A 22,943-nucleotide genomic window follows, 5' to 3' on the forward strand; every position below is an offset into this window, starting at 1 on the left:
GGTACTGCAGGGGGGACCCTGTGGGAGAGTAGGACGCCGCCGAACAAATAGTGAGAAAACCCCCGTGCCCTTCGGCACGGGGGTTTTCTGCGTTTCAGGACGGCTCCACCAGTTTCGTGTCGTACGCCAGGATCACCGCCTGGATGCGGTCCCGTGAGCCGGTCTTCGCGAGGATTCGGCCCACATGGGTCTTCACCGTGGACTCGGCCAGGTGGAGGCGGGTGGCGATCTCGGTGTTCGTCCAGCCCTTTCCGATGACCGTGAGGATCTCCCGTTCCCGCTCCGTGAGCGTGGACAGACGTGCGTCGGGGCGGGAGACGTCCGCGGTGCCCTCGCCGGCCGGCAGATGCCGGGCGTAGGCGTCGAGGAGACGGCGGGTCAGGCTGGGGGCGACGACCGCGTCCCCGGACGCCACGGAGCGGATGCCGGAGAGGAGTTCCTCCGGCCGGGCGTCCTTGACGAGGAAACCGGAGGCGCCCGCGCGGAGGCCGGCGTAGGCGTACTCGTCCAGGTCGAACGTCGTCAGGATGAGGACGCGGGTGCGGTCGCCGGTGGCGGCAATGCGGCGGGTCGCCTCGATGCCGTCCAGGCCGGGCATGCGGATGTCCATCAGGACCACGTCGGGGTGCAGTTCCGACGTCATGCGGATCGCTTCGCTGCCGTTCGACGCCTCGCCCAGGACCGTCATGTCGTCCTGGCTCTCCAGGAGCATGCGGAAGCCGAAGCGCTGGAGGGGCTGGTCGTCGGCGATGAGGACGGTGGTCACTGCGGGGTTTCCTCCGGAAGGTGGAGACGGACGCGCCAGCCCTGCTCGGGGTGCGGGCGTGGGCCGGCCTCAAGTGTGCCGCCGTACAGGGCCGTTCGCTCGCGCATTCCGGGGATGCCACGGCCGTCGGACGGGGCGGAGGGCGGTGTTGTGCCCTTCCCGGTGTCGGTGATGGTGACCGTGACGGCGCCCCTGTCCCCGTGGACGAGGGAGACCTCGGAGGTCGTTTCGGGGCCGGCGTGCTTGAGGGTGTTGGTGAGGGCCTCCTGGACGACCCGGAACACGGTGAGCTGGCGGCCCGGAGGGAGGGTCGCCCGGCCCTCGACGCGGGTGCGGACGGTCAGGCCCGCGCTGCGGACGCCGTCGATGAGCTGGTCCAGGTCGGTGAGGCCGGGCTGGGGGGTCCGCTCGGCGGGGTGGGCGGTGTCGTCGTCGCGGAGGACGTCCAGGAGGCGGCGGAGTTCGCCGAGGGCCTGGCGGCTGGTGGTGGCGATGGCGTCCAGGGCCTGGGCGGCGCGTGCCGGGGACTTGCCGGCCGCGTACCTGCCGCCGTCCGCGAGGCCCGTGATGACGGACAGGTTGTGGCCGATGATGTCGTGCATCTCGCGGGCGATACGGGCGCGTTCGGCGGCGGCGGCGAGCTGGGCCTGCTGGTCGCGTTCGGTCTCCAGGCGGCGGGCGCGGTCCTCCAGGGCCTCGGTGTAGTTCTGCCGGGTGCGGACCGTGATGCCGATGAGGACGGCCACGAGGACGGACGTCAGCTGGGAGCCGATCTGCTGGCTCCACTCGCCCTCGCCGTAGCGGGCCGCGGAGACCACCACGGGTGTGAGGAACAGGGCCGGGGCCCACCACAGATGGCGCAGGGGGAGGCGCAGGGTGATGTGGTAGACGACGACGAGCTGGAGGAGCGCCGCCTGGAGTGTGGCGCCGGACCAGGCGTTGACCAGGGCGAACGGGGTCATGGTCAGCAGGACCGCCGCGGGATGGGCGCGGCGCCACAGGAGGGGAACGGACAGGCCGAGGCTCAGGACGAGGAGGAGAGGACCGGGGGCGTCCGGGTTATGGGTGACGCTGCGCCAGCCGTCACCGGTGTAGTCGATGAGCGCGGCCGTCACCCAGAAGCCGGCGAAGGTCATGTCCCACAGCAGCGGGTGGCGCCGGTCGAAGGTACGCATCCGCTGATTGACGCGTTGCAGGTACTGGGTGAGGGGCTCCACCGCCCGCACTCCCGTCGGTGGGGTCTCCCGGTCGTTCGTCACGAGGTCCATGGTGGTGGGTCCGTCCGCCGGTCGGGCCGAGCCGTCTTTCCTGCGTCGATGATCGTCCGTGTGGGGGTGGGGGTCGTCGTACCGGGGATCGTATTCCGGGTGAAGGCCGTGGTACCCCGGTACTACGGTGGCGGGCATGAGTACCAGTGCCAAGCCCGTCGACGACTGTGTGATCCGGCCGGTGCGCGCGGAGGAGTGGGCCGCGGCGCGGGAGCTGCGGCTCACCGCGCTGCGGGACCCGGTCGCGGACCTCGCCTACCTGGAGACCTACGAGGAGGCCATGGCCCGGCCGGACTCGTTCTGGCAGGAGCGGACGGTGAGGGTCGCGGAGGACGCCGACGGGGCGCGGCAGTTCATCGCCGAGACGAAGGACGGGAAGTGGGTCGGCAACGTCGTCACGCTGATCGAGAAGGCCGGGTCGACGGACTGGGCCGGGTTCCCCGTGGAGCGGCGGCAGGGGCATCTGGTGGGGGTGTACGTGGCGCCGGGGTACCGGGGGAGCGGGCTGACCAAGGCGCTGTTCGACGCCGCGGTGGAGTGGGCGTGGGAGCGTGGCGCGGAGCGGGTGCGGCTCATCGTGCACCCGGAGAACGCGCGGGCGCTGGGTTTCTACCGCAAGGCCGGGTTCGTGGAGAGCGGGGTGACCGTGCCGTTGGCGGACAAGCCGGGGGAGCGGGAGCTGGAGATGGTGGTCGGGCGGCCGTAGCCGGAGGGTCAGACCGGTAGTTCGGTGTGGGGCCAGCGGGATCTGGCCTGTTCGCGGGAGCGGAGCAGGGCCAGCGTGGGCAGGCCGAGGTCCGTGCCGGTGGCGAGCAGGTCCGGGAGCTGGGGGAGCGGGGCCACGGCCGCCACGTCGTCCAGGACGAGGGTGAGTGGTGGGTCGAGCCGACCGGAGGATGACCGTTCGGCCATGCGCCGGCCGTGCTCGACCACGTGTGAGGCGAGGGCCGTCAGCAGGGGCATCGCGCCCGGACTGCTCCGGGGGTCCTCGATGGATTCACCCACGACATAAAGCGTGCCCCCTTCATGCACAAAGGAATCCAAGGCGAGGGCATCGGTTCGGTTGGGAGTGCAGGCCTCGCGGACGTTGACCGTGGAGAGCGCGGCCAGGGCGCGGGTGGTCAGCTGCTGGGCCATGTCCCGGCGTTCGGGGTGTGCCGTGAGGGCCGCCTCGAGTTCGCCGGCGGCGCCGGGGGCGGCCTTGGGGCTGGTACGGAGGATGCGTACGGCGTCGTGGACCTGGAGGCCCTGGGACCAGCGGTGGACGTGGCGGATCGTACGGCCGTCCACGGCGGCGGCGTGGACGTAGCTGCGGAGCAGGGTCTCCGCGGTGTCGCCGACCGCCTGGTCGAGGCGGGAGGTGGGGCGGACGGGGGCGAGGAGGGCCGCCGCGCGGGCGGTGGCTGTTTCCTTGTCCTCGCAGCCGGCGGTGGGGGACCAGTGGAGGCGGGCCGGGGTGTCGCAGAGGTGGGTGGGGTCGTAGAGGTGGGTGGGGCCGAGTTTGGCGCGGGCGTCCTTGGTCTCGTGCCAGAGGGTGGGGTTGGAGGTGAGGACGAGGGCGGGGCCCTCCGCGTCGCGTACGGCCTGGGCCGCGGTGGTGTGGCGGGTGGCCGGGGGGCCGTAGAGCAGTCCCGCGCCCTCGGTGCGGGGGGTTTCCCACCCGCTCGCCCGTCCGTCGTCGGTCGTGAGCGCGGCCGCGGGTTCTTCCCGTGCCGGAGGCTTCTCCTCGGGCTCCCTCGGGGTCGGTACCTCGTGCAGCTGCTTCGGCGCCGGCTGCGGCTGCGGCTCCTGTGCGGGTGGCCGCGCCGGCTCCGGCCGCCGCGGCGCGCCCCCCGTCGCCCGTTCCACCCGGCGTCGTGCCCGTACGGCTCTCCAGCGGGCCACCGTGCCCACGGTGAACACCGTCAGGACGGCCAGGATCATCAGCTGGCCGATGAGCAGGCCCCAGAAGAGGCCGTACCCCGACAGGGCGGCCTCCGGGGTGTCCGGCCAGGCGGCGGGGAGGTTTTGCGGGTCGGCGACGAGGTGGCGCATGGCCACCGGGGTGCGGGCGAAGGTGACGCCGGACGGCCAGTGGCCGTGGGCGAAGAGGCCCGCGAGGCCGGTGGCCGTCCACACCATGGCGGTCACGCCGATGAGGAACGCGAGGATGCCGATCAGCAGCCCGTCGGGGATGCCGCCGCCCCGGCCGCCGGCCCGGCCGTGCTCACGGTGATCGTCCGGTCTCACGCGTGCTCCCTCTACGCCACCGTCGATTCGGAGTCGCCGACGTGCTGTTCCACGAAGGCCGCCGCCCGCTCCTCCGCCTCCCGTTCGGCGGCGCGCAGGGCGTCGTCGGCGAAGTCGGCGGAGGACTCGGTCATCGCGCGGTCGGTGAAGACCAGCGGGCGTTCGGTCTCGGTGACCAGGTGTTTGACCACCTGGACGTTGCCGTTGACGTCCCAGACCGCGATGCCGGGGGTGAGCGTCGGAATGATCTCCACGGCCCACCTGGGCAGGCCCAGCACCCGGCCCGTCGCCCTCGCCTCGTCCGCCTTCTGGGCGTAGATGGTCCGGGTCGACGCCATCTTCAGGATGGCCGCCGCCTCCTTCGCCGCCGCCCCGTCCACCACGTCGGACAGGTGGTGGACGACCGCGACGAACGACAGGCCGAGCCGCCGCCCGAACTTCAGCAGCCGCTGGAACAACTGCGCCACGAACGGGCTGTTGATGATGTGCCAGGCCTCCTCGACCAGGAAGATGCGCTTCTTCCGGTCGGGGCGGATCCAGGTGTGCTCCAGCCACACGCCGACGATCGCCATGAGGATCGGCATGGCGATGGAGTTGCGGTCGATGTGGGACAGGTCGAAGACGATGAGCGGCGCGTCGAGGTCGATGCCGACGGTCGTCGGGCCGTCGAACATGCCGCGCAGGTCACCGTCGACGAGGCGGTCCAGGACCAGGGCGACGTCCAGGCCCCAGGCCCGTACGTCGTCTATGGCGACGTTCATCGCCTCCGCCGACTCCGGTTCGGGGTGGCGCAGCCGCTCGACGATGTCGGAGAGGACCGGCTGGCGTTCGACGATGGTCTCGTTGACGTAGGCGTGTGCGACCTTGAGGGCGAAGCCGGACCGCTCGTCGAGGCCGTGCCCCATCGCGACCTCGATGATGGTCCGCAGCAGGGCGAGCTGCCCGGTCGTCGTGATCGACGGGTCGAGCGGGTTGAGCCGGATGCCGTGGTCCAGGGCGGCCATCGGGTCGAGGCGGATGGGGGTGATGCCCATCTCCTGCGCGACGAGGTTCCACTCGCCGACGCCGTCCTCGCCCTGCGCGTCCAGGACGACGACCTGGCGGTCGCGGAAGCGCAGCTGCCGCAGGACGTACGTCTTCTCCAGGGCCGACTTGCCGTTGCCGGACTCGCCGAGGACCAGCCAGTGCGGGGCGGGGAGCTGCTGGCCGTAGAGCTGGAAGGGGTCGTAGATGTAGCCCTTGCCGGAGTAGACCTCGCGGCCGATGATGACGCCGGAGTCGCCGAGGCCGGGGGCGGCGGTCGGGAGGTAGACCGCCTGCGCCTGGCCGGTGGACGTGCGTACCGGCAGCCGTGTCGTCTCGACCTTCCCGAACAGGAAGGACGTGAAGGCGTCGGTGACGACGGACAGCGGATCCCGCATATCGGCTCAGCCCCTACCTTCGGATGCCGGTGGCGAACGGAAGTGTGTTCACGAAGGCGCGGTGGTGCTCGCGGTCGCACCACTCCAGCTTCAGGTACGACTTTCCGGCCGACGCCCGTATGGTCCGCTTGTCGCGGGCCAGGGCCTCGGGGTTGCGGGAGGAGACGGTGATGTAGCCGACCAGGTTGACGCCGGCCGCGCCGCTGGCGAGGTCCTCGCCGCGCTGGTCCAGGCGGCTGTGGGCGGCCATGTCGCGCGGGTCGACGGTGCGGTTCATCTTGGCGGCGCGGGACGCCTCCGCCACGTCGTTGGTCTTCTCGGTCAGCATCCGCTCGATGGCGACCTCGGTGGGTTCGAGGTCCATGGTGACGGCGACCGTGCGGATCACGTCCGGGGTGTGGACGAGGAGGGGCGCCAGGAAGTTGACGCCCACCGGGGTCATCGGCCACTCCTTGATCCAGGCCGTGGCGTGGCACCAGGGGGCGCGGGTGGAGGACTCGCGGGTCTTGGCCTGGAGGTAGGTGGGCTCCATGGCGTCCAGCTCGGCCGGCCAGGCGTTGCGCTGCGTCATCGCCTGGATGTGGTCGATCGGGTGGTCCGGGTCGTACATGCCGTGGATCAGCGAGGACAGCCTGCTCTGGCCGAGCGGCTGCCGTACGCGGATGTCGGCCTCCTGGAGCCGGGAGCAGATGTCGGTCAGCTCACGGGCCATGACGACGGCGAGCCCCGCGTCCCGGTCCACCTTGCCGCCGCCCTGGCGGCGCATCGCCCGCGCCATGGCGTTGGCCTCGGCGGCCAGTTCGCGCGTGTAGTGCATGCAGGCGACGAGGTAGGCGCGGTGCTGCTCGCTGCTGGTCGACACCATCGACTGGAGCTGGTCGTACGACTGCTGCAGCCACGCCGGTGACGTGGTGTCGCCGCGGACGGCGACGTCCTTGGCGTGGGCGTCGGGGTCGGCGGGCAGGGTGCGGGCCAGCATCTGGATGCGGGTGACGAAGCCGTCGCCGTTGGCGACGTGCTTGAGCAGGGTGCCGAAGCGGTCGACGAGGGCTTCCTGGTCCTCGGAGTCGCGCAGGCCGACGCCCGGTCCCTCGATCTCGATGGCGGCGGTGACGGTCTTGCGGTCCGCGTGCAGCAGGACGGCGATCTCGTCCGGGCCGAACGGGGCGGCGAGCCAGGTGATCCTGCCGATCCCGGGCGGCGTCCCGATCTCCACCTCGCGGCCGTCCAGGCGGGTGCCCGCCTCGACGGCGCCGGAGCGGTAGGTGGTGCCGCGGCGCACGGTCCGCTTGTAGCTGCGGTTGATCTCGAACCACTTGTAGAAGGTGCGGCCCCGGTAGGGCACGTACACCGCGGCCAGCGCCAGCATCGGGAAGCCCGCGAGCAGCACGATCCGCACGGACAGGACGGGGACGAGAAGCCCGCACATCATGCCGAGGAACGCGCCCAGGACGATCAGCGCGATCTCACCGGTCTCGCGATTGCGGCCGACGATCGCGTTCGGCCGGGCCCGGCCGATCAGATACGTACGGCGGGGCGTGACCGGATGGGACAGGTGGGACTCGGTCGTCAACGCCCTTCACCTCCCGTGCTGTTGGTGCTGCTGTTGCGGGTGTTTCCGGCGTGAGGGGTGTTCACCGGGCTGCTGGAGCGGGGTGCGGGTGCGGTGGCCGCGCCGCTGTTCGACGGGCGTGAGCTGTGCGCGGCGACTCCGCCGGAGGCGGGGTTGGAGGGGCGGGGGCCGGTGGACTGGCCGCCGCCTCCGTGGTGGTTGTCGGCGCGGGTGCTGTGGGTCTTGATGCCCTGGGAGACCAGGCTCGCCGGGGAGCTCATGACCGCGGCGGCCTTGCTTTCGGCACCCTGCATGAGGCGGTTGTTGCGGGAGTTGGCCAGTTCGTCGCCGAAGCCGGGGACGAAGCGGTAGATCATCGCGGAGGCGAAGATGGCGAGCAGGATGATCGCCAGTCCGGAGACCACGGCGGAGAAGGCGCCGGGCCCGTCCTCGGCGGACAGTGCCCCGGCGAGGCCGAGCACGATCACGATGACGGGCTTCACGAGGATCACGGCGATCATGATGCCCGCCCAGCGGCGGACGTGGCCCCACAGGTTCTTGTCCACGAGGCCGGCGTAGACGACGGTGCCGAGGAGGGCGCCGACGTAGAGCAGGGCGGCGCGGATGACGAGCTCCAGCCAGAGGACGCCGGCGGCGAGGATCGACACGAGCGAGACGACGATCAGCATGATCGGTCCGCCGCCGATGTCGTCGCCCTTCTCGAGGGCGCCGGCGAACGTGCCGAAGAACGTGTCCTGCTGGGCGCCGGTCGCCTTGGCCAGGACATCGGAGACGCCGTCGGTCGCCGACACGACGGTGTAGAGGATCAGCGGGGTGAAGGCGGAGGCGAGCACGGTCAGCCAGAGGAAGCCGATGGCTTCGGAGAGGGCGGTGGTGAAGGGGACACCGCGCACCGCCCGCTTGGTGACCGCGAGCAGCCAGAGCACGAGGGTGAGGATCGCCGACGCCGCGAAGACGATGGCGTACTGCTGACGGAACTGGGCGTTCGTGAAGTCGACGTTCGCGGTCTCGTCGACGGCTTTGCTGAGCTGCTTGATGGTCCAGGAGGCGGCGTCGGCGCAGCCCTGGGCGAGGGAGGCGAGGGGGTCGAGGGCGGTGGTGGGGTCGTTGAGGGTGCTCGATCCCGAGGGGCCTTCACCCTCTTTGCCTCGTTCGCAGTACTTCTTGGCAGGGCCAGCGATCAGAGAGCAGGGGTCGTCGCTCTCTGTCGGTGACGGGGAAGGAGTGGGTGCTGCGAAGGCACGCGCGGCCAGCAGGACGGCGGTCGCTTGAACGATGGCGACGAGGCCGGTGAGCTTGAGTACGCGGTGTCGGCTACCGGGCATAGGTGAAGCCTCCGAACTCCTGGACCGCCTTGCTGATCTCATCAGCGCCGGTAACCGGGTTGTCTCCGGGTACGGGAGTGGGGCCGGTCTTCTGGGTGGTCTCAAGGACCTTCCAGTCGTCACCGCTCCAGTTCAGCTTCATGGTCACTGTGAACCAGCTGTTGGTTACGGGAGTGGTCGACTTGTCACCGGCGAGCCCGAAGAGGCCGTTGCACCAGACCTCGACGGTTGCGGCGTTCTCGTTGTATGCCGTGACCTTGGTTCCTGCCGGAAGCGTGCGGTTGACGAACGTGCTGCCGGTGGGAGCTGCGCCGTTCTCGTCGAGCCCGACCGCTTTCAGGAAGTCCGCAGAGTAGTCTGCGTCGAAACCGGACTGGAGGCTGCCCACTGATTCGGCATCCGCCACGGCCTGCACGATCTCATGCCGCCGGGCGGTGTTGAACATGCCGTCAGAACCCAGCGCCACGGCGTAATTGGCCGCCGCGCTCTCCGCCCCCTGCCGGTCGTGGGCGAAGCCCGACGGGATGCCGGACGCCTTCGTGTCCACCGGCTTCTCGCCCGACGGGGCCGTCGCCGCCGACTTGGGGGAGTCGCCGGAGCCGTCGCCCTCCTCCGTGGCGGAATCGCCACCTCCACGGTTCGCGAAGGCGATCGCCGCGATCAGGAGGACCACCACGCCGACCACCGTCACCAGGCTGCGCGACGACGAACGGCCGCCTCTGCGCGCACCGCCGTACGGATCGCCGTCCCGCTCCGGCAGCCGGGTGCGGGTCTGGCCCGTGTCGTCTCCGAGACTCATACCGCGTACGCCCCCTCAGCGTCGTGCGGAAACACCTCGTACTCCGCGTACTCCATGTACGACGGTAGCCGTGCTGGTCTCCGCGCGAGCGCGGTGTGGTGACTGAACATCAGGGAAACGCAACCTCAGCCGGTGGGCACGACGGGCGGGTGGGATGGAGGGGGCGCCGGGCGTGCCCGGCCGGGAGCGATGAAGCGGGGCTACACGGCCATTCCGTACACGATGGTGAACAGCGTGCCGAGCGAGCCGATGATGAAGACGCCCGTGAGCCCCGCGATGATGAGGCCCTTGCCCTGTTCGGCACTGAAGGTGTCCCTCAACGCGGTGGCGCCGATGCGCTGTTTGGCCGCCCCCCAGATGGCGATGCCCAGGCAGATGAGGATGGCGACCGCCATGACCACTTCGATCATGATCTTGGCTTCGTTGCCCAGGCTGCCGAAGGGGCCCCAATCCGGAGCGATCCCGCCGATAATGGTGTTGATGTCTCCCTCGTCGGCCGCGAAGAACATGTAAGTCACCGCCCCTGTATGGGTAGTTCTGTACCCCCTGCGTTGGTGCAGGGGACAGACCTCATTGTCGCCGACGATGAGGCTGTCGCATGTCTACTTGGCGTCATCTGTTGGCGGGTTTCGTACGAATAGCTTGCCACCGGCGCGCGCCGTACTCCGGTAGGGGCGCGTTCCGATGGGTGAAGAGTCGTATCGTCACTCTGTGTATCACGTTGGGTGATTCATCATAACGAACCGTGACGATATTCGTTCCGGCATCGGAGCGCCCTGATCGAGCTATGCCGTGAAGTGGTCGAACTCGCCCGCGCGCACGCCCCGCACGAAGGCGTCCCAGCGGCGGCGGTCGGTGGTGACGGTGGGGGAACCGGGGACGCCGGGAGCGTGGAGGCGGACGGTGCGGTCGTCGTCGCCGGCGGTGGTCACTTCGAGGGCGGGGGCCTGGGTGGCCAGGTGGGGTTCTCCCTTGAGGGAGCGGAGAAGGGTGCGAAAGGCGTCGGGGGTGGTGGTGAGGATCGCTCCGCCGGGGTCGGCGGACTCGGTTATGTGGATTCCGGCGGGGGTGGAGGCCACGTGCACGCAGGAGTCGCCCTCGCCGCAGTACGACGACTTCTGCCAGGTGAGCTGGGGCATCTCTGGTCCCTTCAGAGGTCTTGGGCGATGGTGTGGATGAGGTCCCGTGATTTCTCGGGGGTGAGGGATCGGGTCTCCACTCGCTCCAGGACGGCGCGGTACTTGTCGAGCTGGGCCTCGGCGTCGAGGAAGGTGGGGCCGTGTGACTGGTCGAGGTGGACCGTGTCGAGCTGGGGGACGGGCCCGCACGAGTAGAAGATCGACTGCCCCGACCCCGGGAAGCCTTCGGCGGCGAACGGGATCACCTTGATGGTGATGTGTTCCCGCTCACCCATGTCCAGCAGGTGCCGCAGTTGTGCCTTGGCGGTGGAAGGGCCCCCGAACTGCATCCGCAGCGCGGCCTCGTGAATGAGCGCCAGGTACGGCGTCGGGTTCTCCCGGTAGATCACGGTCTGGCGCTTGATGCGGAACGAGACGCGGTGCTCGATGTCGGGCGGCGCGAGTTCGGGCACGACCTGGCGGAACAGCGAACGGGCGTGATCGGTGGTCTGGAGCAGCCCGGGGATGTGGACGGTCACGGAGCCGCGCAGGCGGATGGCGTGGTGCTCGAGCTCGGCCAGGTCGAGCAGCGCGGGCGACAGGAGGTCGCGGTACTCCTCCCACCAGCCGCGCCTGCGCTCGCCCGTCATGCCGGCGATGGCTTCGACGAGGGCCTTGTCGGCACAGTCGTAGTGGCAGGCCATGGCACGGACGCGCTCGGGGCTCACGCCCGCTCGTCCCGCCTCTATGTTGCTGATCTGGTTCGGCTTGACGCCGAGGAGTTGACCGGCCTCGACGGCCGTCAGGCCCGCGCGCTCCCGGAGTTTCCGCAGTTCAGTGCCCAAGCGGAGCTGGCGACCCGTCGGATTGCTTCTCACGGGCTGGTCCGCCTCCTTGCCGTGCATGTCACTCACACGAGTGCAGTATGTGGGGTTTCGCTGTAATCGTGTAAAGGGTTTTACGTTTCCGGCTAGCTTAGTTGCAGGCGCCTCGCTCAGAAGCGCACCGATCGACGGGTCGGCATGCCACTGGGCAACCGTTCGCACTCACCCAACAGACCTCACTGATCGGAGACTTCCATGCCCACCGTAGCCCCGCCCTGGTCCTACACCCTTCACCTCTCGCGCGATCCACGCTCACCGGGGCTCGCCCGCTCGACCCTGCGGTCCGTACTGGCCGCCTACGAGCTCGGCGAACTCGCCCCCACGGCCGAACTGCTCGCCTCGGAGCTGCTGACCAACGCCCATCTGCACACCGGCGGCCCGTACGCGCTGCACATCCGTCCGCTGGAGTCCGGCCAGCTCCGGCTCGGCGTGTGGGACAGGGACCCGACCATCCCGTCCGGTCTCGGCGCCGGCTTCGCCCACGGCGCCATGCCGCACGAAGCCTCGGAGAGCGGACGGGGTCTGGCCCTCGTCCGGGCGTGTGCCGACGCCTGGGGCGCCTCGCTGCTGGGCGAACCGGGAGGACCCTGCGGCGGGAAGGTGCTGTGGGCGGAATGCGGCTGGAGCGGACCGTCGTAACAACCGCGCCAAAGTCCTCTGTGATCATTCCGAAGGAAGGGTGCCGCCTCTACACTGACGTGCGGCAGTGGACTGCCGGACGGCGAGGGGCGGTTGACAGTGCGTAAGGCATGGATCGCGGCGGGGATCGCCGTCAGTTCCGCACTCGCCTTCGTGATGCTGCTCGTCGTCGGGGTCTACGTCATCGCCGGGAACCTCGTCAACGGAGCGGGCGGCGGGGCGGCCAAGACCCTCGCCAAGGGGAGCGTGCCGGCCGCGTACCAGGCGCTCGTACAGAAGTGGGGCAATCTCTGCCCAGCCATCAATCCCGCGTTGCTCGCCGCCCAGCTCTACCAGGAGAGCGGATTCAACCCGAGGGCGCAGAGCCACGCTGCGGCGCAGGGCATCGCCCAGTTCATCCCCGGTACGTGGGCCACGCACGGGATCGACGGGGACGGGGACGGGGACCGTGACGTGTGGGACCCGAAGGACGCGATCCCGTCGGCGGCGACGTACGACTGCTCGCTCGCGTCCTATGTGAAGGACGTCGGCGGGAATCTGACCGAAAACATGCTCGCCTCGTACAACGCGGGGGCGTACGCGGTGATCAAGTACGGGGGTGTTCCGCCGTACAAGGAGACGCAGAACTACGTCAAGCGGATCCGGGCGCTGGAGGAGAGCTTCGCCGCGCCGGTGGGGCGGGTCGATCCGTCGAAGCAGGCAGCCGGGGCCATCGCGTACGCGCAGAAGAAGCTCGGGACGCTGTACCTGTGGGGCGGTAACGGCACGCCTGAGCAGGGAGGACGGTTCGACTGCTCGGGGCTGACCAAGGCGGCGTACGAGAGCGTGGGGATCACGCTGCCGCGGGTGGCCAACGACCAGTACAACGCGGGGCCGCATCCGAAACGGGACGAACTGCTGCCGGGCGATCTGGTGTTCTTCTCGGACGACCTCAGCAATTCCCGGGCCATCCGGCATGTGGGTATTTATGTCGGCGGCGGGTACATGATCGACGCGCCCCGGACCGGGGCAGTGATCCGATTCGACCCGATCGACACTCCTGACTACTTTGGTGCCACCCGGGTCACCGAGGATGGCGCGAAAGCACTGCCCACCGCGGTGTGAGCGGAGCGTCAACCCGCCCCCTGAGCTGCGGAGACGTATCTCTCTTCGATAACGTCTGCGTGATCATTCGGTGGAGTGTGGAACGTATCAACGGGGGCCGTGCGTTCCTGTTGTCGTAGCCGATCGGACGAGCGGATCTACAAACCACGGGGGTGGCGGGAGCGGCGTGCGAACTGTGCGCCGGAAGACATGACGAAGGGGCCGCAGCACTATGGCTGGACTCGCCGATTCCGGGTCGAACCCCGACGTCGACCTGCTGTATGACATCAATGGCCTGGCGAAGGCCGCACCGACGTGGTTCGACCATGTGATGGAGTTCGTGGGCGAGTTCGGCCTGCTCTTCGCCCTGGTCGGGCTGCTGGTGTGGTGCTGGTGGGGTGTCAGGCGGCGGGGCGGCGAGGACGCGGCTCCGGCCGTGGCGGGCCTGGTGTGGGCCCCGCTCGCGGCGGGCATCGCCGTGCTGGTGAACGTGCCGATCCGTGGGTTCGTGGAGAGGCGGCGGCCGTTCCTCGACCACGAGGGGCTCGAGGTCCTGGTCGACGGCAAGGACGACTTCTCGTTCGTGAGCGACCACGCGACGCTCTGCATGGCGTTGGCGGTGGGGCTGTTCCTGGTCAACCGGCGGCTCGGGATCGTCGGGCTGGTGCTGGGGCTGCTGGGCGGGTTCATCCGGGTCTACATGGGTGTGCACTATCCGACGGACGTCGTGGGTGGGCTCGCGCTCGGTACAGCTGTCGCGTTGCTGTTGTCGCCCGTTGCCATGGCGTTGCTGACGCCGCTGATGCGGGCGGTCGAGCGGTCGCCTCGGGGTGGGTGGCTGGTTTCCGCTCGGCGGAAGGTCGAGCGACGGGTTGCTCCGGGGGGCTCGCGGAGTGGGGCGCCGGGGGCGGAGCAGCGGGACCTGGCGGCCTGAGCCGGCTTCTGCCGCTGGGCCGGGGGGTCGTTTCGCAGCCCGGCGCTTACGGGGTGCTGCTGCGCCCACCCGTGCCGCCCTGGGGGTACCTCCCAGGCCCTTAAGGCACTGGGGGAGGCACGATTGCCCGCAGTGACGCGGCAAGGGTGCCCGCAGTTGTGTCACTCGCCTGTGTGGTTCTGGGCGTCTTTTCTTGCCTGGCTTCTGGCTCTTCTGGCCGGGCCTCGCCAGCCGCAGGTGCAGTGGGCTGTGCAGAAGGGGCCCTGTTCGGTGGTGGTCGTGGTGTGGGAAGCGGGGGGCGGGGCGTCGTCCTGGTGCGGCACGTCGACCACGGTAGCGCCCTGATCGCCGGCGTGACGGGGTCATTTATCGGTCGTTAACCGGGCATGGCTCGGATGCGCGGCGTGGTGGCTGGGATCGGGGTGGTGTGCTGTCTGGGGCTCGGTGGCGTGGGCTGTGCGAGAAGCGACGCCTTGAGTCAGGGGGCTCCCGTCGGGGATCCGGTGCGCGTGGTGAGGGAGGCCGCCGACGCGCTCGTGAAAGCCGGGAGTTCCAGGGCGACCACCTCCCTGGAGATGGCGGCCGGCGGGACCCGGGTCACCATCCGGGGCGAGGGCGTGTACGACTACCGCAAGCGGCTCGGGCGGCTGAAGGTGCTGCTGCCGCGGGATCCGGCCGGGAAGGTCGTCCGGCGGCCCATCACCGAACTGCTCGCCCCCGGCGCGCTCTTCATGAAGAACCGGGGGGCCGGGGTGCCCGCCGACAAATGGGTGCGGGTGGACACCGGGACGCTGTCCGACGGGAACCTCGTCACCGGCGGGGCGACCGATCCGTTCGCCGCCGCCGAGGTGCTGCGCGGGACACGGTCGGCGACGTTCGTCGAGCGGACCGAGGTCGCGGGGGCGAAAGTGCGCCACTACCGGGGGACCGCCGACCTGCGGCACGCCTCGCGGGACGCCTCGGGCGCGAACCGGGAGGCGCTCGGCGCGGCGGCGAAAGGGTTCGCCACCGCGCGGGTGCCATTCGACGTCTACCTCGACGACGAGGGGCGGATCCGCAAGCTCCGGCACCGGTTCAGCTTCGTCAACGGCCGGCAGGACGAGCCCGTCGCGGTCGCCTCGACCACGCTGCTGTACGACTTCGGGGCCCCGGCCGACGTACGGCTTCCCGGGGGCGAGGACATCTACGCGGGCCGGATCGCCGCGGAGTGAGCCGGGGGAAAGGACGGGAGTGACCGGCCTGAACTAGCCCTTCCGTGCCATGCGCGGCGCGTAGGGCGCTCCCTACTCTAGGAAGTCGGTGACGACAGAGGTGAGGTGAGGCGCGTGGCACCGCTCGGCGGTGGGACGGTTCCGGTGCAGGACCACGTGGCGCTCGCCGAGATCGAACTCTGCGGGGAGCTGATCATCGCCGCCTCCAACGCCGAGGAGCGGCTCAGCCTGGAGAGCATCGACGAGGTGCTGAGGGTGGCCGAGGCGCGGACGGAACCGGACCGTCCCTGACGCGGCCGGTCAGGTCCGGAGCATGCGGGCGATGGCCTGCGTCGCCTCCTTGACCTTCGCGTCGATCTCGTCGCCGCCCTTGACGGCCGCGTCCGCGACGCAGTGGCGCAGGTGTTCCTCCAGCAGTTGCAGCGCGAACGACTGCAGCGCCTTGGTGGAGGCGGACACCTGGGTGAGTATGTCGATGCAGTAGACGTCCTCGTCGACCATGCGCTGCAGGCCGCGGATCTGGCCCTCGATGCGGCGCAGGCGTTTGAGGTGCTCCTGCTTCTGCTTGTGGTAGCCGTGGATGCCGCGGTCGTGATCGGTCACGATGTCCGTCGCGTCCGTCACATCCGTTACGTCCGTCACATCCGGAGTGGAGGGCGCGTCCGCGCCGGTCTCGGTGGTCGTCATCGCGTCCTCCTGGTGCACTGACGGGCGACACATACCCCTGGTGGGTATATGGTAGCGAACTTCACTGGGTATAGGCCTCTTGGCCGATGACGTGCGCAGCGGCCGGAAACGGACCTCGGACCGCCCTCGTACTCATCACTCTGCCCGATGGGCGACACTGGTGGGCGGCCCGCTCGTCGTGGCCGGATGATGCGCCTAGCATCAGCCTGACCGAAACCGATGCTCACTGAGGACCCCACGTGCGCTTTCGTCTGACCCCCAGGGAGACGAGCTTCTACGACATGTTCGCCGCGTCCGCGGACAACATCGTCACGGGCTCGAAACTCCTGATGGAACTGCTCGGGGCGGACCCCTCCGCCCGGGCCGAGATCGCAGAGCGTATGCGGGCCGCGGAACACGCAGGTGATGACGCCACGCATGCGATCTTCCACCAGCTGAACTCCTCGTTCATCACGCCGTTCGACCGTGAGGACATCTACGCCCTGGCGTCCTCCCTCGACGACATCATGGACTTCATGGAGGAGGCCGTCGACCTGGTCGTCCTCTACAACATCGAGGAACTGCCCAAGGGCGTCGAGCAGCAGATCGAGGTCCTGGCGCGGGCGGCGGAGCTGACCGCGGAGGCCATGCCGCACCTGCGCACCATGGAGAACCTCACCGAGTACTGGATCGAGGTCAACCGGCTGGAGAACCAGGCCGACCAGATCCACCGCAAGCTGCTGGCCCACCTCTTCAACGGCAAGTACGACGCGATCGAGGTGCTGAAGCTCAAGCAGATCGTGGACGTACTGGAGGAAGCGGCCGACGCCTTCGAGCACGTGGCGAACACGGTGGAGACCATCGCCGTCAAGGAGTCCTGAGCACTTCATGGACACCTTCGCTCTGGTCGTGACCATCGGCGTCGCGCTCTTCTTCACCTACACCAACGGCTTCCACGACTCGGCGAACGCGATCGCCACGTCCGTGTCGACGCGGGCGCTGACGCCCCGGGCGGCGCTGGCGATGGCGGCCGTGATGAACCTCGCCGGCGCGTTCATGGGCTCCGGGGTCGCCAAGACCGTCAGTGAGGGTGTGATCCAGACACCCGAGGGGTCGAAGGGGATGGGGATCCTCTTCGCCGCGCTGGTCGGGGCGATCGTCTGGAACCTGATCACCTGGTACTTCGGGCTGCCGTCGTCGTCGTCGCACGCGCTGTTCGGGGGCATGGTCGGGGCCGCGCTGGCCGGGGGGACGACCGTCTACTGGGACGGGGTGGTCGACAAGATCGTCATTCCGATGTTCGTGTCGCCGGTCGTCGGTCTGCTGGCCGGTTATCTGGTGATGACCGCGATTCTGTGGATGTTCCGGCGGGCCAATCCGCACAAGGCCAAGCGGGGGTTCCGGATCGCGCAGACCGTCTCCGCGGCGGGGATGGCGCTGGGACACGGTCTGCAGGACGCGCAGAAGACGATGGGCATCGTGGTGATGGCGCTGGTCATCGCGGATGTCGAGGACTACGGCGATCCGATTCCGGTGTGGGTGAAGATCGCTTGTGCGTTGATGCTGTCCGCGGGGACGTACGCGGGCGGGTGGCGCATCATGCGGACGCTGGGGCGGAAGATCATCGAGCTTGATCCGCCTCAGGGGTTCGCCGCGGAGACGACGGGTGCGTCGATCATGTTCGGGTCGGCGTTCCTGTTCCACGCGCCGATCTCCACGACGCATGTGATCACTTCGGCGATCATGGGTGTGGGGGCGACGAAGCGGGTCAACGCCGTGCGGTGGGGGGTGGCCAAGAACATCGTCCTCGGATGGTTCATCACCATGCCGGCGGCGGCGGTGGTCGCTGCGCTGTCGTTCGGGCTGGTGAATCTGGCTGTGCTGTAGCCGTGCCCGCGGCTACGCGGCACGATTGCCCGCGGTTACGCGCAGGCAGGTATGTGAAAGGGCCCGCCCCCGGGAGTCGGGGGCGGGCCCTTTGTGCCTCGCGGTGGCACCGCCATGCAGCACCGCGAGGAGTTCCGCGGCTCAGCCGAAGCGGCCGGAGATGTAGTCCTCCGTCGCCTGGACCGACGGGTTGGAGAAGATGCGCTCCGTGTCGTCGATCTCGATCAGCTTGCCGGGCTGGCCGACGGCCGCCAGGTTGAAGAAGGCGGTGCGGTCGGAGACACGCGCCGCCTGCTGCATGTTGTGCGTCACGATGACGATCGTGAACTGCTCCTTCAGCTCGCCGATCAGGTCCTCGATGGCGAGGGTGGAGATCGGGTCCAGGGCGGAGCAGGGCTCGTCCATGAGCAGGACCTTCGGCTCCACCGCGATCGCCCGCGCGATGCACAGACGCTGCTGCTGGCCGCCGGAGAGGCCGGAGCCCGGCTTGTTCAGGCGGTCCTTGACCTCGTTCCAGAGGTTGGCGCCCTTGAGGGACTTCTCGACGATGTCGTCCAGCTGGGACTTCTTGTACTTTCCGTTCAGGCGCAGGCCCGCCGCCACGTTGTCGTAGACCGACATCGTCGGGAACGGGTTCGGGCGCTGGAAGACCATGCCGACCTCGCGGCGCACGGACACCGGGTCGATGCCGGCGCCGTAGAGGTTCTCGTCGTCCAGCATGACCTTGCCGTCCACCCGGCCGCCGGGGGTGACCTCGTGCATGCGGTTGAGCGTGCGCAGGAAGGTGGACTTGCCGCAGCCGGACGGGCCGATGAAGGCCGTCACGGAGCGGGGCTCGACGGTCATCGAGATGTCCTCGATGGCCAGGAAGGAGCCGTAGTAGGCGTTGAGGCCGCTGACATCGATGCGCTTGGCCATGGAAATCACTGCTTCTTTCGGGAAAAGTCTTCGGAGATCGGTCGTTGTATGGCCCCACGCGGCGGTAGCCGCATATGGACGCTTCAGCGACCGGTCTTCGGGGCCTTCCAGCGGGCGATGCCGCGGGCCGCGAGGTTGAGGATCATCACGAAGGCGATCAGGGTGAGAGCCGCGGCCCAGGCGCGGTCGTACGCCGCTTCCGAGCCGGCGCTGTTCGCGTACTGCTGGTAGACGTACAGCGGCAGCGACGCCTGCGCCCCGTCGAAGGGGTTGTTGTTGATGAACGGGTTGCCGAACACCAGCAGCAGGACGGGTGCGGTCTCACCGGCGATACGGGCGACCGCCAGCATCACACCGGTGGTGATACCGCCGACCGCCGTCGGCAGGACCACCTTCAGGATGGTGCGCCACTTGGGCACGCCCAGCGCCAGGGACGCCTCACGCAGCTCGTTCGGGACGAGCTTGAGCATCTCCTCCGTGGAACGGACCACGACCGGCATCATCAGGATCGCGAGGGCGAGGGCGCCCGCGAAGCCGGAGAAGCCCAGGTCGAAGATGAGCAGGAGGCTGAGGATGAACAGACCGGCGACGATCGACGGGATGCCGGTCATCACGTCGACGAAGAAGGTGACGGCGCGGGCCAGGTGACCGCGGCCGTACTCGACCAGGTAGATCGCGGTGAGCACGCCGATCGGCGCGGCGATCAGGGTGGCGATGCCGACCTGCTCCACGGTGCCGATGATGGCGTGGTAGATGCCGCCGCCGGGCTCGGTGTCGGCGACGACGCCCATGGAGTGGCTCAGGAAGTAGCCGTCGAGGACCTTCACACCGCGGGAGAGGGTCGTCCACACCAGGGAGACCAGCGGCACCACGGCGAGCAGGAAGGCGACCCAGACCAGCGAGGTCGCGACGCGGTCCTTGGCCTGGCGCCTGCCCTCGACGCGGGTGGCGATGACGTACGTACCGAGGACGAAGAGCAGCGCGGCGATCAGGCCCCACTGGACCTCGCTGTCGATGCCGACGGCCGTGCCGAGGCCGATGGAGACGGCGAGCGAACCCGCGGCGATGGCCCAGGGGGACCACTTCGGCAGCCGGGCGCCCTGGAGCGTGCTCGGGCGCTGGACGGTCGTGGTGCTCATGCGTTGGCCCCCGAGTACTCCTTGCGGCGGGCGATGATCATGCGGGCCGCGCCGTTGACCAGCAGGGTGATGACGAACAGGACGAGACCGGAGGCGATCAGCGCGTCACGGCCGAACTCGTCCGCCTCGCCGAACTTGCTGGCGATGTTCTGGGCGAAGGTGCCGCCGCCCGCGTTGAGCAGGCTGCCGTGGATCAGGAAGTCCGGGGAGAGCACGGTGGCGACGGCCATCGTCTCGCCGAGCGCGCGGCCGAGGCCGAGCATCGAGGCGGAGATCACACCGGAGCGGCCGAAGGGCAGCACCGACATCCGGATGACCTCCCAGCGCGTGGCGCCGAGGGCCAGGGCGGCCTCCTCGTTCATCCGCGGGACCTGCCGGAACACCTCGCGGCTCACGTTGGTGATGATCGGCAGGATCATGATCGCGAGCAGGATGCCGACGGTGAGCATCGAGCGGGCCGGCCCTTCCTCCCACGAGAAGATGCCGGTCCAGCGGAAGTAGTCGTTCAGCCAGCCGAAGAGGCCGTTCATGTGCGGGACGAGGATCAGGGCGCCCCACAGGCCGTACACGATGGACGGCACGGCGGCGAGCAGGTCGATCACGTAGGCGATCGGGCCGCTCAGCCTGCGCGGGGCGTAGTGGGTGAGGAACAGCGCGATGGCGACGGCGATCGGGACCGCGATGACCATGGCGATGATCGAGGAGACGACTGTGCCGTAGGCCAGGACCGCGATGCCGAAGACCGGCTCGGTGCCGCCGGTGTTCCACTCGAAGGTCGTGAGGAAGTCGCCCTCGTTCTTGCTGATGGCGACGGCGGCACGCCAGGTGAGGAAGACCGCGATGGCGGCCATGATCACCAGCAGGAAGATGCCCGAGCCGCGGGCGAGACCGAGGAAGACGCGGTCGCCGGGACGGGTGGCGCCGCGGACGGTGCGCTTCTGCTCGGCCACGGTCGGCTGGGGTGGGAGAGGAGGTGTCTTCGTGGTTATGTCCATCGGGTTCTCCGGTCTGCGGCGCCCCGCTGTGCGCGGGGCTCCTGGCGGCGGTGCACCGGACGGTGCGGCCCGGCCCCGCGGGGGGACCGGGCCGCACACTCGGGTCAGCTCAGGCCGGCGATGGTGCTGCGGACCTTGGTGATGATCTCTTCGGGCATGGGGGCGTAGTCGTTGTCGGCGAGGACCTGCTGGCCGTCCTCGCTGGCGATGTAGTTCAGGAAGGACTTGACGGTCGGCAGGGTCTCCGCCTTGTTGCCCTTGTCGCAGACGATCTCGTAGGTGACCAGGGTGATCGGGTAGGCGCCCTCGGCCTTGGTGGCGTAGTTCAGCTCCAGGGCCAGGTCCTTGCCGGTGCCGACGACCTTGGCGTCCGCGATGGCCTTGGTGGCACCCTCGACCGAGGCCGGGACCGGCTCGGAGGCGCCCGTGTCGATGGCGACCACGGAGGAGCCCTTGGCGTAGGAGAGCTCCATGTAGCTGATCGCGCCGTTGGTCTGCTTGACCTGCTGGGCGACACCGGAGGAGCCGGACGCGGACTGGCCGCCGGGGGCCGTCCAGGCCTTGCCGCCCTCGTACTTCCAGTTCTCCGGGGTGGTCTCGATCAGGTACTTGGTGAAGTTGTCCGTGGTGCCGGAGTCCTCGGAGCGGTGGAACGCCTGGATCTTCAGGTCGGGGAGCTTGGCGTCGGGGTTCAGCTTCGCGATCGCCGGGTCGTTCCAGTTCTTGATCTTGTCGCTGAAGATCTTCGCCAGGGTCGGCGCGTCCAGGACGAGGTTGTCGACACCCTCGACGTTGTACGCCACGGCGATCGGGCCGCCGACCATCGGCAGGTCGATGCCCTGGCCGCCGGAGCAGACCTCCTTGGTGGCGGCGATCTCCTCGGCGTCCATCGCGGAGTCCGAGCCGGCGAAGCCGACCGTGCCCTGGGTGAACGCGGTGATGCCGGCGCCGGAGCCGCCACCCTTGTAGTTGATCTGAACGCCCTTGCACGCGGCGGCGAACTGCTTCACCCACGCGTCGATCGCGTTCTTCTGCGCGGACGAGCCGTCGGCGAGGAGCTGGCCACTGGCGCCGTCGCACTTGATGTTGCCGGCCTGCGTGCTCGTGGTGGCGTCGCCGCTGCCGCTGTCACCAGTGTCGTCGGAGCCGCACGCCGTGAGGGCCAGGGCGCCGGAGACGGCGAGAGCACCGAGAGCGAGGGCCCGCCGGTTCTTGCGCTGAAGCTTCACTTAAGGGAGTTCCTTCCAGGAGCCGCCGTCCTGAATTCGGCGGCGTGCGAGGAGTGGCGTTGAGGACGAACAAGGCTGGGTGATACGGACGCCCTTGCGAGCTGTGCTCCGTATCGGTAAGGCCGAAATTAGGCAGATCAGGTGAAGCTGCCGATGGGCGTAAGTGAACGGGGGGTGAACCCCTGCGGACGGTGCGGTGAGGTCACGGAACGCTTACGTCGAGGACACGGGCCGGTCCCGTCCCGGAGCCTATGGCGTACGCGGCCTGTCGTGCCGCGTCGCGCCCTCCGTGAGGCCCAGGACATCGAGCGCCCGCCGGACCGTCGCGGCCCCGCGCTCCGTCTCCGGTGCGACGGCCTTCTTCCGCTTCCCCGCCGCCCGGCGCTCGCCATGTCACTCCATGGGTGCGAACGACCGCATCAGCGCGTCGACGAGGGCCCGGTCACGGGCCTCGGTGAGGTGCCGCCGGGCCTCGTCGGGGGAGAGCCACAGGATGCGGTCGACCTCGTCGTTCGGGGTGAACGCGCCGGAGACGGCCTCGGCCGCCCAGTAGCGGACCCGCTTGGGGCGGCCGTTCGCCAGGTAGTGCGCGCTGGGGAGCTCGGCGGCCGGGACGGCGGTGTGGCCCGTCTCCTCGGCGACCTCGCGCAGGGCGCCGGCCAGCGGGTCCTCGCCGGGCTTGAGCTTGCCCTTGGGCCAGGACCAGTCGTCGTACTTCGGCCGGTGCACGAGACAGAGCTCGAGCTCGCCGGTCACGGGGGAGCGGCGCCACAGGACGCAGCCGGCGGCCTGGACGATGAGGGTGCGGTGCGGTGCGTGCGTATGCGCGTGCGCGGAGTGCGGGGTGCTCACCGGGTGC

The 22,943-nt window shown here is 69.4% G+C and carries 24 protein-coding genes; 8 read left to right on the forward strand and 16 right to left on the reverse strand.

What is annotated here, in order from left to right; genetic code table 11:
• Nucleotides 1-94: 94 nt before the first annotated feature.
• Together IH50_RS0120500 and IH50_RS0120505 are read right to left on the reverse strand one after the other, a co-directional pair.
• Nucleotides 95-766 (reverse strand): response regulator, encoded by a 672-nt coding sequence (locus tag IH50_RS0120500; protein ID WP_030864056.1) that lies wholly within the window; start codon nt 764-766, stop codon nt 95-97.
• Complete coding sequence (locus tag IH50_RS0120505) at nt 763-2,034, reverse strand: sensor histidine kinase (RefSeq protein WP_030864057.1); 1,272 nt, start codon at nt 2,032-2,034, stop codon at nt 763-765. Before IH50_RS0120505 ends, IH50_RS0120500 begins: the two co-directional genes overlap by 4 nt.
• A 136-nt stretch (nt 2,035-2,170) precedes the next feature.
• Between IH50_RS0120505 and IH50_RS0120510 the strand changes: the two genes are divergently transcribed.
• Entirely contained in the window at nt 2,171-2,740 is a 570-nt protein-coding gene (locus tag IH50_RS0120510; RefSeq protein ID WP_107062099.1) for a GNAT family N-acetyltransferase, read from the forward strand.
• An 8-nt stretch (nt 2,741-2,748) separates the two neighbouring features.
• On the opposite strand, the gene IH50_RS0120515 is transcribed toward IH50_RS0120510, so the two are convergent.
• The 8 genes from IH50_RS0120515 to IH50_RS0120550 form a co-directional block, all read right to left on the reverse strand.
• The gene (locus IH50_RS0120515; RefSeq protein WP_030864064.1) at nt 2,749-4,263 is read right to left on the reverse strand and encodes a type IV secretory system conjugative DNA transfer family protein; all 1,515 of its coding nucleotides are present in this window, start codon (nt 4,261-4,263) and stop codon (nt 2,749-2,751) included.
• A gap of 11 nt (nt 4,264-4,274) precedes the next feature.
• Nucleotides 4,275-5,684, reverse strand: coding sequence for an ATP-binding protein (locus IH50_RS0120520; RefSeq protein WP_030864068.1), 1,410 nt, complete (start codon nt 5,682-5,684; stop codon nt 4,275-4,277).
• 13 nt (nt 5,685-5,697) lie between these two features.
• On the reverse strand, nt 5,698-7,257 hold the full coding sequence (locus IH50_RS0120525) for an SCO6880 family protein (RefSeq protein WP_030864070.1): 1,560 nt from the start codon (nt 7,255-7,257) through the stop codon (nt 5,698-5,700).
• Nucleotides 7,254-8,582: a hypothetical protein gene (locus IH50_RS0120530; protein ID WP_030864073.1), complete on the reverse strand. Its 1,329-nt coding sequence runs from the start codon at nt 8,580-8,582 to the stop codon at nt 7,254-7,256. The genes IH50_RS0120525 and IH50_RS0120530 overlap by 4 nt, the downstream gene beginning before the upstream one ends.
• Entirely contained in the window at nt 8,572-9,381 is an 810-nt protein-coding gene (locus IH50_RS0120535; RefSeq protein ID WP_030864077.1) for a hypothetical protein, read from the reverse strand. Before IH50_RS0120535 ends, IH50_RS0120530 begins: the two co-directional genes overlap by 11 nt.
• Nucleotides 9,382-9,581: 200 nt before the next feature.
• Nucleotides 9,582-9,890 (reverse strand): hypothetical protein, encoded by a 309-nt coding sequence (locus tag IH50_RS0120540; RefSeq protein ID WP_030829533.1) that lies wholly within the window; start codon nt 9,888-9,890, stop codon nt 9,582-9,584.
• Between the two features lie 276 nt (nt 9,891-10,166).
• Nucleotides 10,167-10,520 carry a DUF397 domain-containing protein gene (locus IH50_RS0120545; protein WP_030864081.1) on the reverse strand — a complete coding sequence of 118 codons (354 nt, stop codon included), beginning with the start codon at nt 10,518-10,520 and terminating at the stop codon, nt 10,167-10,169.
• A gap of 11 nt (nt 10,521-10,531) precedes the next feature.
• Nucleotides 10,532-11,377 carry a helix-turn-helix domain-containing protein gene (locus IH50_RS0120550; protein WP_234328211.1) on the reverse strand — a complete coding sequence of 282 codons (846 nt, stop codon included), beginning with the start codon at nt 11,375-11,377 and terminating at the stop codon, nt 10,532-10,534.
• Nucleotides 11,378-11,578: 201 nt separating this feature from the next.
• Between IH50_RS0120550 and IH50_RS0120555 the strand changes: the two genes are divergently transcribed.
• The 5 genes from IH50_RS0120555 to IH50_RS39960 all read left to right on the forward strand — a co-directional run bounded on the left by IH50_RS0120555 (nt 11,579) and on the right by IH50_RS39960 (nt 15,541).
• Nucleotides 11,579-12,022 (forward strand): ATP-binding protein, encoded by a 444-nt coding sequence (locus IH50_RS0120555; RefSeq protein WP_030864087.1) that lies wholly within the window; start codon nt 11,579-11,581, stop codon nt 12,020-12,022.
• Nucleotides 12,023-12,178: 156 nt separating this feature from the next.
• Nucleotides 12,179-13,126 carry an NlpC/P60 family protein gene (locus tag IH50_RS0120560; protein ID WP_420709091.1) on the forward strand — a complete coding sequence of 316 codons (948 nt, stop codon included), beginning with the start codon at nt 12,179-12,181 and terminating at the stop codon, nt 13,124-13,126.
• A 211-nt stretch (nt 13,127-13,337) separates the two neighbouring features.
• Entirely contained in the window at nt 13,338-14,039 is a 702-nt protein-coding gene (locus tag IH50_RS0120565; protein WP_030864092.1) for a phosphatase PAP2 family protein, read from the forward strand.
• A 395-nt stretch (nt 14,040-14,434) separates the two neighbouring features.
• Nucleotides 14,435-15,250, forward strand: coding sequence for a hypothetical protein (locus IH50_RS0120570; RefSeq protein WP_420709092.1), 816 nt, complete (start codon nt 14,435-14,437; stop codon nt 15,248-15,250).
• Nucleotides 15,251-15,355: 105 nt separating this feature from the next.
• Nucleotides 15,356-15,541: a hypothetical protein gene (locus IH50_RS39960; protein WP_078914047.1), complete on the forward strand. Its 186-nt coding sequence runs from the start codon at nt 15,356-15,358 to the stop codon at nt 15,539-15,541.
• Between the two features lie 9 nt (nt 15,542-15,550).
• Here IH50_RS39960 and IH50_RS0120580 read toward each other — a convergent pair whose 3' ends face one another.
• Nucleotides 15,551-15,937: a metal-sensitive transcriptional regulator gene (locus tag IH50_RS0120580; RefSeq protein WP_030864100.1), complete on the reverse strand. Its 387-nt coding sequence runs from the start codon at nt 15,935-15,937 to the stop codon at nt 15,551-15,553.
• A 239-nt stretch (nt 15,938-16,176) separates the two neighbouring features.
• On the opposite strand from IH50_RS0120580, the gene IH50_RS0120585 reads away from it, so the two are divergent.
• Both IH50_RS0120585 and pitH read left to right on the forward strand, forming a co-directional pair.
• Nucleotides 16,177-16,797: a DUF47 domain-containing protein gene (locus tag IH50_RS0120585; RefSeq protein WP_030864104.1), complete on the forward strand. Its 621-nt coding sequence runs from the start codon at nt 16,177-16,179 to the stop codon at nt 16,795-16,797.
• 7 nt (nt 16,798-16,804) lie between these two features.
• Nucleotides 16,805-17,803 carry a low-affinity phosphate transporter PitH gene (gene pitH / locus IH50_RS0120590; RefSeq protein WP_030864107.1) on the forward strand — a complete coding sequence of 333 codons (999 nt, stop codon included), beginning with the start codon at nt 16,805-16,807 and terminating at the stop codon, nt 17,801-17,803.
• Nucleotides 17,804-17,944: 141 nt separating this feature from the next.
• On the opposite strand, the gene pstB is transcribed toward pitH, so the two are convergent.
• From pstB to IH50_RS0120615, 5 genes are all read right to left on the reverse strand, one after another.
• Nucleotides 17,945-18,721, reverse strand: a complete 777-nt coding sequence (pstB, locus tag IH50_RS0120595; RefSeq protein WP_030864109.1) for a phosphate ABC transporter ATP-binding protein PstB — start codon at nt 18,719-18,721, stop codon at nt 17,945-17,947.
• A gap of 83 nt (nt 18,722-18,804) precedes the next feature.
• The gene (gene pstA, locus IH50_RS0120600) at nt 18,805-19,860 is read right to left on the reverse strand and encodes a phosphate ABC transporter permease PstA (protein ID WP_030864112.1); all 1,056 of its coding nucleotides are present in this window, start codon (nt 19,858-19,860) and stop codon (nt 18,805-18,807) included.
• Nucleotides 19,857-20,855, reverse strand: coding sequence for a phosphate ABC transporter permease subunit PstC (gene pstC, locus IH50_RS0120605; protein WP_030864117.1), 999 nt, complete (start codon nt 20,853-20,855; stop codon nt 19,857-19,859). The genes pstA and pstC overlap by 4 nt, the downstream gene beginning before the upstream one ends.
• A gap of 104 nt (nt 20,856-20,959) precedes the next feature.
• The gene (pstS, locus tag IH50_RS0120610; RefSeq protein WP_030864122.1) at nt 20,960-22,084 is read right to left on the reverse strand and encodes a phosphate ABC transporter substrate-binding protein PstS; all 1,125 of its coding nucleotides are present in this window, start codon (nt 22,082-22,084) and stop codon (nt 20,960-20,962) included.
• A 393-nt stretch (nt 22,085-22,477) separates the two neighbouring features.
• Complete coding sequence (locus tag IH50_RS0120615) at nt 22,478-22,936, reverse strand: NUDIX hydrolase (protein ID WP_199822111.1); 459 nt, start codon at nt 22,934-22,936, stop codon at nt 22,478-22,480.
• Nucleotides 22,937-22,943 lie beyond the last annotated feature (7 nt).

Source organism: Streptomyces sp. NRRL S-37 (assembly GCF_000721605.1).
Classification (GTDB): Bacteria; Actinomycetota; Actinomycetes; order Streptomycetales; family Streptomycetaceae; genus Streptomyces.

Bases quoted from the DNA above. Each gene is read 5' to 3' on its own strand.
- IH50_RS0120505 (WP_030864057.1), bottom strand. From the start codon at position 2,034: ATGGACCTCGTGACGAACGACCGGGAGACCCCACCGACGGGAGTGCGG.
- IH50_RS0120510 (WP_107062099.1), top strand. From the start codon at position 2,171: ATGAGTACCAGTGCCAAGCCCGTCGACGACTGTGTGATCCGGCCGGTG.
- IH50_RS0120520 (WP_030864068.1), bottom strand. From the start codon at position 5,684: ATGCGGGATCCGCTGTCCGTCGTCACCGACGCCTTCACGTCCTTCCTG.
- IH50_RS0120530 (WP_030864073.1), bottom strand. From the start codon at position 8,582: ATGCCCGGTAGCCGACACCGCGTACTCAAGCTCACCGGCCTCGTCGCC.
- IH50_RS0120535 (WP_030864077.1), bottom strand. From the start codon at position 9,381: ATGAGTCTCGGAGACGACACGGGCCAGACCCGCACCCGGCTGCCGGAG.
- IH50_RS0120540 (WP_030829533.1), bottom strand. From the start codon at position 9,890: ATGTTCTTCGCGGCCGACGAGGGAGACATCAACACCATTATCGGCGGG.
- IH50_RS0120545 (WP_030864081.1), bottom strand. From the start codon at position 10,520: ATGCCCCAGCTCACCTGGCAGAAGTCGTCGTACTGCGGCGAGGGCGAC.
- IH50_RS0120555 (WP_030864087.1), top strand. From the start codon at position 11,579: ATGCCCACCGTAGCCCCGCCCTGGTCCTACACCCTTCACCTCTCGCGC.
- IH50_RS0120560 (WP_420709091.1), top strand. From the start codon at position 12,179: ATGCTGCTCGTCGTCGGGGTCTACGTCATCGCCGGGAACCTCGTCAAC.
- IH50_RS0120565 (WP_030864092.1), top strand. From the start codon at position 13,338: ATGGCTGGACTCGCCGATTCCGGGTCGAACCCCGACGTCGACCTGCTG.
- IH50_RS0120570 (WP_420709092.1), top strand. From the start codon at position 14,435: ATGCGCGGCGTGGTGGCTGGGATCGGGGTGGTGTGCTGTCTGGGGCTC.
- IH50_RS0120580 (WP_030864100.1), bottom strand. From the start codon at position 15,937: ATGACGACCACCGAGACCGGCGCGGACGCGCCCTCCACTCCGGATGTG.
- pitH (WP_030864107.1), top strand. From the start codon at position 16,805: ATGGACACCTTCGCTCTGGTCGTGACCATCGGCGTCGCGCTCTTCTTC.
- pstB (WP_030864109.1), bottom strand. From the start codon at position 18,721: ATGGCCAAGCGCATCGATGTCAGCGGCCTCAACGCCTACTACGGCTCC.
- pstA (WP_030864112.1), bottom strand. From the start codon at position 19,860: ATGAGCACCACGACCGTCCAGCGCCCGAGCACGCTCCAGGGCGCCCGG.
- pstC (WP_030864117.1), bottom strand. From the start codon at position 20,855: ATGGACATAACCACGAAGACACCTCCTCTCCCACCCCAGCCGACCGTG.